Source organism: Cupriavidus sp. FW216-B1, from assembly GCF_058789195.1.
In genome coordinates this window covers 243299-255131 of the sequence record NZ_JBYTEL010000005.1, presented here as the reverse complement: position 1 = coordinate 255131, position 11833 = coordinate 243299, and the positions used below count along the sequence as shown (strand labels likewise).

Sequence of the window (11833 nt, the reverse complement as noted above, 5' to 3'; positions counted from 1 at the left end):
TTGAGTTGTCGGCGCGAGAAGTGTACCGGCGCCTGGAAACTACCAGAAGAGGGCCAGTCGACTGAGTACATTGGACCCTTAGCGGACAACTATCATCTGCCCTTAGACTGTACATTTATACAGTATGAAGGCAGGTCCATTTTATGTCTAGGCGCCATGTGGTGGGAGGGCCGGCGGGTGATGCGACCGAAGTCGAATCAAGTTGAGGCAGGCTGAGTGAACAAGGTTTCGCGTTGAACGAATCTCGGCATCGCCCCCTTCGCATGCCGCCCAATTGTCCTATAATGATTGACTCTACAATCATTGACCGGGCAATAAAATGATGTCGCAGCCTCACCAGGCGCATAGCAGCGGACAGGTGTTGCCGTTCCGCGAGTCCTTGTTGGCGATGCTGGGCATCGCCTTCGTGGTGATGTTGGTGGCGCTCGACCAGACCGTGGTCGGGACCGCGCTGCCCACGGTGGTCGCGGAGCTGCAGGGCTTCGAGTATTACGCCTGGGTGGCCACGGCCTATCTGCTGTTCTCGGTGATCACGGTGCCGATCTTCGGGCGGCTGGGCGACTATTACGGGCGCAAGCCGTTCGTGATGGCGTCGATCGTGGTGTTCACGGCGGCGTCGGTGTTGTGCGGCATGGCGCCGAACATGCCGTTCTTGGTGCTGGCGCGCGGCCTGCAGGGCATTGGCGGCGGCATGCTGGTGGGCACGGCCTTCGCGTGCATTCCCGATCTCTTTCCCGATTCGCACGTGCGGCTGCGCTGGCAGGTGATGATGAGCGCGGCTTTCGGCATCGCCAACGCGGTGGGGCCGTCGCTGGGCGGGCTGTTGACCGAGGCGTATGGCTGGCGCTCGGTGTTCTACGTGAACCTGCCGGTGGGCCTGCTGGGGCTGCTGTTCGCCTGGCGCTACCTGCCGCATCTGCGCCAGCAGACGCACACGGGTTCGATCAAGGTGGACTGGCTGGGCGCGGCGCTGATCGGCGCCGGGCTGGGCGGCCTGCAGTTGTGCGTGGAGCTGATGCCGGAGCGCGGCTTCGGCCTGGTGACGGGCGGGCTGGTGGTGATGTCGGTCTGCGCGCTGGTGGCGCTGTGGCGCTGGGAGCGCCGCGCGCCGAACCCGATCCTGCCGCTGGAGATGTTCCGCAATCCGGGGCTGGCGCCGCTGTTCCTGCTGGCGGTGCTGGTCGGTTTCGTGATGTTCTCGCTGCTGCTGTACGCGCCGCTGCTGTTCCAGGGCGGTTTCGGCTATTCGCCGAAGGAGGCGGGCGTGCTGGTGACGCCGCTGGTGGTGTGCATCACGCTGGGCAGTATCCTGAATGGCCGTATCATCACCCGCATCCGCCAGCCCAACAACATGCTGTATGCGGGCTTCGCGATGCTGGCGCTGGCCTGCCTGGGCCTGTCGCAGGCCACGCGCTCGATGTCGCACCACGTGTTGTTTGGCATCATGCTGCTGGGCGGCTTCGGCCTGGGCTTCATCATGCCGAACCTGACCGTGTTCGCGCAGCAGACCGCGGGCCGGGAGCATCTCGGCATCGCCACGGCCATGCTGCAGTCGCTGCGCATGGTGGGCGGCATGATCGGCACGGCGCTGGTGGGCACGCTGGTCACGCGCAGCTACATCAGCGGCGTGCACGACGCGCTGCAGAGCGCGGGCGCCGGCGAATGGCAGGCGCGCCTGGCCGATCCGCAGATCCTGATCGACCGGGCTTCGCAGTCGAGCCTGCTGTCGCAGTTGCAGGCGGGCGGCCACAATGGCGCCCTGCTGCTCGAGCAGGCCCGGCTGTCGCTGGTCGGCGCGATCCACGTGGGCCTGGCGCTGGCCGCGGTGATCGCCGTGGTGGGCCTGTGGCGCTCGCGCCGCGTGCCGCCGGTGAAGCTGGAGCGCGCGGTCAAGCCGCAGGTCATGGCCGCTGAATGAATTTGTCCTGGGCAGCCCCGGGATCGTCCCGGGGCATGCCGGGACGCCGGGCTGGTCCGTTGATGGTGAGGCCGCCGCGCGCCGCGCGTGCATCGTCCGCGTGGCGCGCGGCGGCCCAAGCAGGAGAATGGATTGGAACTGGAGCGACAAAGCCTGGCTGTGCTACAGCAGTTCGGACGGACCTACCGGGCCTACGCGGCTGCGTTCGAGCAGCGCATCGGCCATCCCCTGCCGCGCTGGCGCATCCTCTACGCCTTGCACGGCCACGCCGGGCCCATCGCGCAGAAGCCACTGGCCGACCGCGTGGGCATGGACCCGGGCGCGCTCACGCGCCAGCTCAAGGCCCTGCAGGAGCTGGGCTGGGTGGAGCGCAACACCAGCGAGCGCGACAACCGCGTGACCAACGTCACGCTGTCCGACCTGGGCCGCGGCATCGTCGAGCAGGCGCTGCCGCTGCGCTCGTCGTTCCTGCGGGACGTGCTGGAAAACGTCTCCGAGACCACCATGCGCAACCTGTCCAAGGGGCTGGAGCAGCTCGAGTCCGGCATTGCCGTGGCGGTGCAGCGCACCCAGCAGCAGGAGAAGGAAGAGAAGGCCGACGCGGCCGATGCCGACGCTGCGTGAGCGTTGCCTGAACCGTCGCCTGAACCGTCGCCTGAGCGCCGGCCTGGCGCTAGCCCGCCCCGGCGCCGAACAGGCGCGCCACCGCCAGCGGGTTGGAGGGGAAATAGAAGTGTGTGTATGACGCGGTCAGCGCGCCGTGCCGGAACACCGCCTCGCCGCGCGAGCCGTCGCGCGGCACCGTGGCGTGGCAGCAGGGCGCCAGCGGCGTGCGCGCGCTGGAGTAGTGGAAGGTATGCCCGCGCAGGGTGCCTTCGGGCAGCGCCACCGACTGGTGGCCGAGCGCCGCCAGGCGCGGCTGCATGGCCACGGTGCCGGGCAGCAGGCCGGCCATGACGTGCGCCTGCCCGCCTTTGTCCACCAGAGATTCGAACAACATCATCATGCCGCCGCATTCGGCCAGCATCGGCAGGCCATTGGCGTGGGCGGCGCGCAGCGCGGCCAGCATGGCGGCGTTGCCGGCCAGACGCGCCGCGTGCAGCTCGGGATAACCGCCGGGCAGCCATAGCGCGTCGCAGGCGGGCAGGGCCGCGTCGTCCAGCGGCGAGAAGAAGGCCAGGCGCGCGCCGAGCGCCTGCAGGGTATCGAGATTGGCCGGATAGAGGAAGCGGAATGCCGCGTCGCGGGCCACGGCGATGGTCTTGCCGGCCAGCAGCGGCGGCAGGGCTGGCAGCGGCGCGGCGGCGGCGATGGCCACGGGCGGCGGCAGGCGGCCGGCCGGCTGCCCGGCGAGCGCGTCGGCCAGCCGGCCGAGGCGCGCGGGCAGGTCGGGCAGCTCGTCGGCGGCGTGCAGGCCGAGGTGGCGCTCGGGCAGCGCGGCATCCTTGTCGCGGGCGAGGCCGCCGGCCCAGCCGATATGCGCCGGCAGGCTCTCGCGCAGCATGTCGGCATGCCGCGCCGAGCCCACGCCGTTGGCCAGCACCTGCATCGACGGCAGCGGTTGGCCGTAGCCGGCCAGGCCGTAGGCCACGGCGCCGAAGGTCTGCGCCATCGCGCCGGCCTGGATCACGCAGAGCACCGGCAGCCCGAAATGGCGCGCGATGTCCGCGCTGCTGGGCGTGCCGTCGTGCAGGCCCATCACCCCTTCCACCAGTATCAGGTCCGCCTCGGCGGCGGCTTGCGCCAGGCGCGCCGCGGCATCGCCGGCGCCGGTCATCCACAGGTCGAGCGAATGCACCGGCGCGCCGCTCGCGGCGGCCAGGATGGACGGGTCGAGGTAGTCGGGGCCGCTCTTGAAGACGCGCACCCGGCGGCCCTGGCGGCGGTGCAGCCACGCCAGCGCGGCGGTGACGGTGGTCTTGCCCTGCCCCGAAGCGGGCGCGGCGACCAGCAGCGCGGGCACGTTGAGGCTGCCGGCGGGGGCAAGTGGCTGGTCCGCGGGCGCGGCGGCGGGGGCGGGCATGATGAGGGCGGCGGGGATGGTCGGGGGTGGAGGAGGGGCGCGCGGTCGGCGGGGCGCCGGCGCGCAGCGATTATAGCCATTCGGTATGGCCGGGCGCGCCGGGTCCGTCGTCGCGCAGCGGCAGCACCAGGCCCTGCTGCGCGGCGAAGTCGAACAGTTCGCGCTCGTTGTTGGCGCCGAGCTTGCGCATGGCGCTGTTCTTCTGGCGGCTGATGGTCTTCACGCTGCGGCAGAGCTGCCCGGCGATGCGGGTGATGGAGTTGCCGCTGAGGTAGAGGCGCAGCACCTCCGACTCGCGCACCGACAGGCTGACGGCGCCGGCGCGGTCCGGCGCGTAGTGCGCGCCTGACTGCTCCAGCACGCGCGCGGCGGACTCGCCGATGAAGCGCAGCCCGCGCTCGACGCGGATGATGGCCGTCACCAGCTCGTCCAGGTGCGAGTCCTTGAGCAGCAGGCCGTGCGCGCCGGCGTTGAGGATGGCGCGCAGCACGAGCGGATTGGTGATCATGGTGAGCACCACGATGCCCAGCGCCGGGTGGTGCCGCCGCAGGCTGGCCAGCAGGCGGATGCCGTCGCTGGCGTCGGCGCAGGGCATGTGATAGTCGGTGACGACGAGGTCGGGGCGGAACACGCGCGTGGCCTGCAGCAATTCGGCGGCGCCGCGCACGTCGGCGCAGATCTCCCAGCCGGTCTGCCCGCGCAACTGGCTCCTGACCGCGAGCGCGATGGCGGGATGGTCATCGGCAATCAGGATTCTCAATGACATGGCAATCTTCCTGGGCAGGCGCGCGGTGTTCGCGCAGCGGATGCCCAGGCAGAATAAGCGCCGTTTTCGGCATATTGCCTGAGACTATTCTCAAACTGCAGGAGAAATATCGGGGACCGGGCTGGCTGCCTGGCCGGCCGCGGGCAGGCCCGCGTGCCGGTTCGGGTGGTGGTTCAGGCGACAGTTCAGGCGGCGTGCGCGGCAGGGATGTCGCGGGCTTCGCGGCGGCGGTCGATGGCGCCGACCGGGTCATGCAGGACCGCGCTGCCGGTCTCCATGATGCCGCGCAGGGCCTCGCCCGCGCCCGCGCGCGCCGGCGCCCAGAAATGCAGGGCGGCCCATTCGGGAAAGCTGGCCGGCGGCGCCAGCAGGCGCGTCTTGTGGCTGCGCGTGAGCAGCGGCACGTTGAAGTCGAGCAGCGGGCAGATGCCGCCCGCGGCCAGCAGCAGCGCCACCTGGGTGTGCCAGGACGGCACCACGGTCTCGCGGTATGCCGGATCGTGGGCGAGCCGGTTCAGGAACGCCTGCAGCGGGCTGCCGGGCTCGGTGTCTTCCTGCAGCAGGATCCATTCGTTCCTGCCCTCCGCGTGCGGCGCGCGGCCGGGACGCGACACGCTGACCAGCCGCCGCGGCGTGGCCATGATGCTGTGCAGCGCGACCTGGTCCGGCACGAAGCGGCTGTCCACCACGAACGCGCAGTCGAGCTCGCCGTCGTGCAACTGGCCGGCCAGCGCGGCATCGGCGAAGACCGGCCGCGTCACGAAGCGGTCGTCGGGAAACCGCTCGCACAGCGCGGTGAGGATCTCGGTGATGACCGGCTCGCCGATCGACGGCGAGAAGCCGATGGAAAGGCGGCGCCGCGGGCGGGCGACGGGCGCCGCCGCGGGCGCCTCGGGCTGCAGCAGGCGCGACCACTTCGCCAGGAACTGCCGCGCGGTCTGCTCCAGCCGCAGCGCGTGCGCCGTCGGCTCGAGCGTGCCGTTGCGCCGGATGAAGAGCGGGTCGCCGGTGATTTCGCGCAGCCGCGCCAGGCTGTAGGCAATGGTGGGAACCCGGCTTTGCGTGCAGGCCGCGACGGCGCTGAGGTCGCGATACTCCATCAGCAGAACGAAGACATGCAAGAGCTTGGTGCTGACGTGCCGCATGGTGGCTTCTCCCGACTTGAAACTTTGGTTTTTCTTTTTCTTTCTTCTTTTCAGTGCGGCCGGGGGCCCGGTTCGACGGGCCCGGCGGCGCGCGGCGCCGCTTCGACATGCCCGCTTCCGGCGCGGGATCATGAAGACGCGATTTCTCGAAAATGGCAGCCCGGTTTTATGGACGCCCACGCTGGAAAAGACAGCCGACCTGGCTTAGCGCGAGAGCCCTGTCGCCAGTCGGACACGGGGCGCGAAGCCCGGTTGCCGGCGCTCGAAATTTAGTTAATGCCAGACAAGATTAATCCATAACCCTGGAACTTGCCAGCGCGCCCGGCGCGGGATTCTCCAGATGCGCCATGCGATTCTTCTTGCCGGAATAGGGCGGCAATGTCCTGCCGCGTGCTTGCCGGCGCCGTGATTTCCCGCATTGCGGCAGCCGGAGACGGGTCGGGAGTCGGCGGAGCGGGCGGCATTTTTTCTCCCTGTTTTTCGGGGGTACCATCCGGCGCTTGCTGGAGTCATCTGGAATGCATTCCACACTGCAGAATCAGTTAACCAATTAACTGCACCTGTCTTTCCCGTTTTTTCTCATGTCCGCGCAGGGGTCTTCAAATTGCTTAACACGCGCCTTGAACACACTGAATTGCCTTTTGCGGCGCGGGTGATAACGTTGGGCAGGGGTAGGACCGGCGCCGCGCGCGCCCGCACGATACATGCGGCACATGCGGCGCCCGCGGCGTTTGCGAGTGGAGGCAGGCAGTGAACAGACGATTCTCGGAGGAACAGATCCGCGGCTATCTCGCGGAAGCGCAGGCCGGCGTGCCGGTGCGCGAGCTGTGCGCGCGCCACGGCTTCAGCGATGCGTCGTTCTATGGCTGGCGCATCAAGTACGCCCGCGGCGCGGGCGCGGATGCGCGCGGGGAAAGCCGCAAGCTGCGCGAGCTGCAGGAGGAGAATACCCGCCTTAAGAGTATGCTTGCGGATGCGTTGCTCAAGCTGGAACTGCTGGGCAACCGCCATCGCAACGGCCGCGGCGGCAACGGCAACGGCAGGGAACGAAGCTAGATCCGGCTCGTCCTTGCCTCGCGGGGTTTGCCTCGCGGGCGGAGCCGCGCCCGCGCGGTTCTCGCGCCGCCGCTGGCCACGGACACATACGGATCATCAGGGATGGCGCGTCGCGCCTCCCGCTGGGGAGAAATGGAAATGAAACGGGCTTCGATCGTCATGGCCGCCTTGCTGGGCTTCGGGTTGTGCGGCGGGCAGGCAGGCATGGCCGCCGACCTGGAGGTGCCCGCGCCGATGATCGCGCCGCCACCGCCGCTGATGCTCGATCCGGCCGCCGACAATGCCGGCCCCGCCGCCGACGGCACGCTCACGCCGGCCCAGCGCACCCATTGCCAGCAATTGCTGGACCGGATCAACGGGCTGCCCGCGGGCACGCAGTGGTCCACCGGCAAATCCACCGTGACCGAGCCTGACGGCAGCACCCATCCGACCATCGAGCGCCAGGCCGACCGCAAGAAACTCAATGAAGCCTACCGGCAGGAGTGCGCCCAGGAGCGGCGCTGAGCCAGGCCGCGCCGCTTACTTCTGCGCGCAGCGCTCCGGCGGGATCGTGACCTCGCCCACGGGCTGGTTGCCGTTGCCCAGGTAGCGGTAGTTCAGGGTGACGCCCAGACGGCCGAGCACCGGCACGTCCGGGTTGCGGCAGATGCCTTTCGCCAGCACCGGCCCGGCGCTCGCCATGAAGGCCACGGTCCCCTCTCGCGAGGCATCGACGCCGACCAGGCTGAGGCGGAACACCACGCGCTTGCCGGGCGAGACGCTGCATCCCTCGAGCCGGGTCGCGTTGTCGAGCGGGAACGGTCCGGCCTGCGTCAGCTCCTGGCATGCCGCCACGAGCTCGGCATCGGGCGTGCCGCCGCCGCCGGTCAGCCGCGTGACGCCGCTCATGCCGGTGCTCTTGCCCTCCACGGTGCCGAGCAGTAGCCGGGCCAGCTTGGAAAGCGAGGCGGGTGCGAGCGCCTGCGCCGCGGCGGCCGGCGCGAATCCGGCGATCACCAGGAAGGCCAGCGGCGCCGCGTGCGCGCGCGCGGCGAAAAGGAAATCCCGCATACGGATACCGGAAGGTAGGTCGGATGCCGCCGGGCGTGCCGGGAACCGGCGGCTGGCGCCGTTCTCCGCAGGCGGCGGCATGACCTGACCATAGCCGCGTTTGCACGGGCGTGCTGTCGGTGTCCGTCCTACGCCGGCAGGATGCGCGCGGTGCCCGCGAGCGGCCGCGCGGGCGTGCGGCCCGGCGAGGGGGCCAGCGCGGGGGCCAGCGAGGCGGCCGGCGCCTCGGCGGGCGGGCGGATCGGCACGCGCTCGGGGTCCGCGTAGACGGAATCGAGCCCCGCCGGGTCGACGATGCGCAACTGCCGCTGCCGCACGGTGATCAGCCCCACGCTGGCGAAGCGCGCCAGCAGGCGCGAGACGGTTTCCAGCGTCAGGCCGAGATAGCTGGCGATGTCGTTGCGCGACATGGCCAGCGTCATGGCCTCGCCGGCCCGGCCGCGGCGGCGCTGCTCGTCGGCCAGGTCCAGCAGCAGCATGGCAAGGCGCTGCGCCGCCTTCATCGAGCCGAGCGCGACCAGCAGCGTGCGCTGGCGCTGCGCATTGCGGCGCAGCGCGCCGAGCATCGGCGCGCGGCACGCGGCGTGGTGCAGGTGCTCGCGCGCGGCTTCGATCGGCACCACGCAGCAGCGGGTGTCCTGCATGGCGACGGCGGCGGTGCAATGGAGCGGGTCGTCGAGGTCCTCCAGGCCCAGGACGTCGCCGGGGTGGGCGAAGGCGGTGACCTGGCGCCAGCCCAGCGGCGACTCGAACACCGACTTGACGCTGCCCTGGCGGATGGGAAATACCGCCTGTACCGGCCGCGCCTGGCGGTACACGGTCTCGCCGGCGCGCCACAGCGTGCTGGCCGGCATCAGCGGACGTTCCCGCGGGCTCTGGCCGGGTGCGGATTCCGCCTGGCGGCACACTGACTGGAACAAACACAGCGAACAGCTCGAAATATTCGCTTCGGGCATGGCCTGGCCTCTCCATTTGCCTGCGACAAATGCAAATGCAGTATAACCGGCCCGCTTCTGCCGCTAACTTCGGCGGATCTGCATTATTTCAAACGCAGAATTCAATTTTTTCGACGGCATGACGTTAACCTGCATGGGGCCGCTGCGCCACGTGGCGTCCGGTAATGTCTGTTTTTCATAACATGTTGCCGGAAAGCGACGCCGACCTCGCCTTGATGGCTGTGCTATGCTGCATCGCAACAATGCAGACAGCAGGAGTCTTCATGGCCAAGAGCCTTTCGGCGGACTGGCATGCGCAACTCCGGCAGATCAGCCGGGCGCAGCCGCAGTCCGCGCGCCAACTCCAAACATGGTTCGAGCGTATCGCTACCCTTAATCCCGCCTCCCCGCGCCTGCGGGCGCGCACCCCCGCTCCCTTGCTCCTGCCGCCGCGGCGGCCGTTGCCGGGCGACTGGTCGGCCCATCACCATCATCTGGCGCCGCTGCCGGGCGAACTGGTGCCGCGCCTGTCCTACTGGCTGTACGTGCCGTCGCGCGCGGCGCACCGCCCCATGCCGCTGGTCGTCATGCTGCACGGCTGCCGGCAGACGCCGGAAGACCTGGCCGCCGGCACGCGCATGAACGCGCTGGCCGAGCGCGAGGGTTTCATGGTGGCCTATCCGCAACAGCCGCTGCGGCGCCAGATGCAGCGTTGCTGGCAATGGTTCGACCTGGGCGCGACCGAGGGCGGGCGCGAGGCGCAGGCGCTGTCGGTGCTGATCGACGCGCTGATGGCGCGGCCCGACGTGCGCGCCGACCAGGTCTACCTGGCCGGCCTGTCCGCGGGCGCCAGCATGGCCGCGGTGGTGGCGCTGCGCTATCCCGGCAAGATCGCCGCGGTGGGGCTGCACTCCGGCGTGGTGGTCGGCGCCGGGCACACGCCGCGCGACGGCCTGCGCGCCATGCAGCACGGCACCAGCGCCGATCCGGCCGTGCTGCTGGACGCCGCCGGCGCCATGCCGGGCGGAGCGAAGATGCCCGCCATCATCCTGCACGGCATGGACGACGAGGCGGTGCACCCGGTCAACGCGCGCCTGCTGGCGCGGCAGTTCCTGGCCTACAACGGCATGGCCGACCGCGTCGACGAGCGCATGAGCGGCCGCGCCGCGCGCCGCGCCGCCCACGCCGCGCCCGCGCTGGCCGGGACGGCCGGGGAGGGCGAGGACGCCGGGGAGGCCCGCATGGCCGCCCCGCCCGCGGCGAGCCTGCCCGCCGGCGACTACCTCGAGGCCAGCTTCGGCGTATGGAACCGCGACATGGTGGAAGTGTGCGAGATCGCCGGCCTGGGCCATGCCTGGAGCGGCGGCGACGGCGACTATGCCTACCACTCGGCCATCGGCCCCGACGCCAGCGCGCTGATGTGGCAGTTCTTCAGGCAGCATCGGCGCTGAAGCCGCGCCGCACGACGAAAAAGGGCCGCACTCGTGCGGCCCTTTCCTTTCCGGCACAGCCTTTCCGGCACAGCCCGCCGCGCTCAGGCGTGCGAGCGGTCCTTGACGAACAGCGCCGTCACCATGCCCAGCACGCACAGCGCCACCACGTAATAGGCGGGCGCGAGCGGGTCGTTCTTGAGCATCAGCGTGACGATCATCGGCGTCAGGCCGCCGAAGATCGCATACGACACGTTGTACGAGAACGACAGCCCCGAGAAGCGCACCTGGGCCGGGAAGGCCTTGACCAGCACGAACGGCACCGCGCCGATGGTGCCGACCAGGAAGCCGGTCACGGCATACAGTGGGACCAGCAGGTCCGGGCGCGCATGCAGCGTGCTGTAGAACACGTAGACGCTGATCGCCAGCAGCAGGCCGCCGACGAACAGCGTGACGCGCGCGCCGATCTTGTCCGCCAGCAGCCCCGCCACCACGCAGCCCGCGGTCAGGCACAGCGTGGCCACGCTGTTGGCCATCAGCGCGGTGCGGCCGTCGAAGCCGTAGATCTTCTGCAGGAAGGTCGGCGTCATCAGGATCACCACCACGATGCCGGCCGACAGCATCCACGTCAGCAGCATCGACACCGCCACCGCGCCGCGGTGGTCGCGCACCACCGCCTTGAGCGGCATCTCGGCGGCCAGCGCCTTGCGCTGCTGCAGCTCGGCGAACACCGGCGTCTCGTGCAGCCAGCGGCGCAGGTACATCGAGCCGATGCCGAACACGCCGCCGAGCAGGAACGGCACGCGCCAGCCCCAGTCGGTCAGCTCGGCCGGGGTGAAGATGCTGTTGATGCCGGTGGCCACCAGCGAGCCCAGCAGGATGCCGGCGGTCAGCCCCGCGGTCAGCGTGCCGCAGGCGTAGCCGGTGCGGCGCGCCGGCACGTGCTCGGAGACGAACACCCAGGCGCCGGGCACTTCGCCGCCCACGGCGGCGCCCTGCATCACGCGCAGGATCAGCAGCGCCAGCGGCGCCAGCAGGCCGATCGCGTGGTAGGTCGGCAGCAGGCCCATCAGCAGCGTCGGCACCGACATCAGCAGGATGGACAGCGTGAACATCTTCTTGCGCCCGAGCAGGTCGCCGAAGTGCGCCATGATGATGCCGCCCAGCGGGCGGGCCAGGTAGCCGGCGGCGAAAATGCCGAAGGTCTGCATCTGGCGCAGCCAGTCCGGCACCGACGGCGGGAAGAACAGCTGCCCGATGACGGTGGCGAAGAAGACGAAGATGATGAAGTCGTAGAATTCAAGCGCGCCGCCGAGGGCCGCCAGGGCAAGCGTCTTGTAATCCTGCCTGGTCAGGGGGCGCGGCTGCGCGCTGTTGCGCGTGCCGTCTGCGCCGGCAGTACTGCTGGTGATCGACATGAGAAGACTCGCATGGAAAAAGTTCGCATGCGAAGCGCGCAACACGGTTGACGTGGAGGGTTCTGGCCGGAGGGTTACAGCGCGGGGGAAGC

General features: G+C 69.9%; 11 protein-coding genes. 5 read left to right on the top strand and 6 right to left on the bottom strand.

Features of this window, described 5'->3' with window-relative positions; genetic code table 11:
• The first annotated feature begins 319 nt into the window (after nucleotides 1-319).
• Entirely contained in the window at nucleotides 320-1918 is a 1599-nt protein-coding gene (locus AC3WXD_RS14245) for an MFS transporter (protein WP_059415026.1), read from the top strand.
• A 132-nt stretch (nucleotides 1919-2050) separates the two neighbouring features.
• Nucleotides 2051-2542, top strand: a complete 492-nt coding sequence (locus AC3WXD_RS14240; RefSeq protein WP_020203090.1) for a MarR family winged helix-turn-helix transcriptional regulator — start codon at nucleotides 2051-2053, stop codon at nucleotides 2540-2542.
• A gap of 49 nt (nucleotides 2543-2591) precedes the next feature.
• Here the strand turns inward: AC3WXD_RS14240 and AC3WXD_RS14235 are convergent, their stop codons facing one another.
• The 3 genes from AC3WXD_RS14235 to AC3WXD_RS14225 all read right to left on the bottom strand — a co-directional run bounded on the left by AC3WXD_RS14235 (nucleotide 2592) and on the right by AC3WXD_RS14225 (nucleotide 5852).
• On the bottom strand, nucleotides 2592-3941 hold the full coding sequence (locus tag AC3WXD_RS14235; protein WP_492323994.1) for a cobyrinic acid a,c-diamide synthase CobB: 1350 nt from the start codon (nucleotides 3939-3941) through the stop codon (nucleotides 2592-2594).
• 70 nt (nucleotides 3942-4011) lie between these two features.
• A complete protein-coding gene (locus tag AC3WXD_RS14230; protein WP_029044297.1) occupies nucleotides 4012-4707 on the bottom strand; it encodes a response regulator in 696 nt (231 codons plus the stop codon).
• A 185-nt stretch (nucleotides 4708-4892) separates the two neighbouring features.
• Nucleotides 4893-5852, bottom strand: coding sequence for a LysR family transcriptional regulator (locus AC3WXD_RS14225; RefSeq protein WP_029044298.1), 960 nt, complete (start codon nucleotides 5850-5852; stop codon nucleotides 4893-4895).
• 750 nt (nucleotides 5853-6602) lie between these two features.
• On the opposite strand from AC3WXD_RS14225, the gene AC3WXD_RS14220 reads away from it, so the two are divergent.
• Together AC3WXD_RS14220 and AC3WXD_RS14215 are read left to right on the top strand one after the other, a co-directional pair.
• Entirely contained in the window at nucleotides 6603-6908 is a 306-nt protein-coding gene (locus tag AC3WXD_RS14220; protein WP_020206287.1) for an IS3 family transposase, read from the top strand.
• Nucleotides 6909-7046: 138 nt separating this feature from the next.
• Nucleotides 7047-7412 carry a hypothetical protein gene (locus AC3WXD_RS14215; protein ID WP_231401712.1) on the top strand — a complete coding sequence of 122 codons (366 nt, stop codon included), beginning with the start codon at nucleotides 7047-7049 and terminating at the stop codon, nucleotides 7410-7412.
• 15 nt (nucleotides 7413-7427) lie between these two features.
• Here AC3WXD_RS14215 and AC3WXD_RS14210 read toward each other — a convergent pair whose 3' ends face one another.
• Nucleotides 7428-7958, bottom strand: coding sequence for a hypothetical protein (locus AC3WXD_RS14210; protein WP_020206289.1), 531 nt, complete (start codon nucleotides 7956-7958; stop codon nucleotides 7428-7430).
• 128 nt (nucleotides 7959-8086) lie between these two features.
• Nucleotides 8087-8812, bottom strand: coding sequence for a Crp/Fnr family transcriptional regulator (locus AC3WXD_RS14205; RefSeq protein ID WP_492323993.1), 726 nt, complete (start codon nucleotides 8810-8812; stop codon nucleotides 8087-8089).
• 365 nt (nucleotides 8813-9177) lie between these two features.
• Here AC3WXD_RS14205 and AC3WXD_RS14200 point away from each other — a divergent pair, with 365 nt between their 5' ends.
• Nucleotides 9178-10344 carry an extracellular catalytic domain type 1 short-chain-length polyhydroxyalkanoate depolymerase gene (locus tag AC3WXD_RS14200; RefSeq protein WP_029044299.1) on the top strand — a complete coding sequence of 389 codons (1167 nt, stop codon included), beginning with the start codon at nucleotides 9178-9180 and terminating at the stop codon, nucleotides 10342-10344.
• Nucleotides 10345-10427: 83 nt separating this feature from the next.
• Here the strand turns inward: AC3WXD_RS14200 and AC3WXD_RS14195 are convergent, their stop codons facing one another.
• The gene (locus tag AC3WXD_RS14195; RefSeq protein ID WP_020206292.1) at nucleotides 10428-11741 is read right to left on the bottom strand and encodes an MFS transporter; all 1314 of its coding nucleotides are present in this window, start codon (nucleotides 11739-11741) and stop codon (nucleotides 10428-10430) included.
• Nucleotides 11742-11833: the final 92 nt, after the last annotated feature.

Coding starts and splice junctions, on each gene's coding strand:
- AC3WXD_RS14245 (WP_059415026.1), top strand. CDS start 320: ATGATGTCGCAGCCTCACCAGGCGCATAGCAGCGGACAGGTGTTGCCG.
- AC3WXD_RS14235 (WP_492323994.1), bottom strand. CDS start 3,941: ATGCCCGCCCCCGCCGCCGCGCCCGCGGACCAGCCACTTGCCCCCGCC.
- AC3WXD_RS14230 (WP_029044297.1), bottom strand. CDS start 4,707: ATGTCATTGAGAATCCTGATTGCCGATGACCATCCCGCCATCGCGCTC.
- AC3WXD_RS14225 (WP_029044298.1), bottom strand. CDS start 5,852: ATGCGGCACGTCAGCACCAAGCTCTTGCATGTCTTCGTTCTGCTGATG.
- AC3WXD_RS14215 (WP_231401712.1), top strand. CDS start 7,047: ATGAAACGGGCTTCGATCGTCATGGCCGCCTTGCTGGGCTTCGGGTTG.
- AC3WXD_RS14210 (WP_020206289.1), bottom strand. CDS start 7,958: ATGCGGGATTTCCTTTTCGCCGCGCGCGCGCACGCGGCGCCGCTGGCC.
- AC3WXD_RS14205 (WP_492323993.1), bottom strand. CDS start 8,812: ATGCCGGCCAGCACGCTGTGGCGCGCCGGCGAGACCGTGTACCGCCAG.
- AC3WXD_RS14200 (WP_029044299.1), top strand. CDS start 9,178: ATGGCCAAGAGCCTTTCGGCGGACTGGCATGCGCAACTCCGGCAGATC.
- AC3WXD_RS14195 (WP_020206292.1), bottom strand. CDS start 11,741: ATGTCGATCACCAGCAGTACTGCCGGCGCAGACGGCACGCGCAACAGC.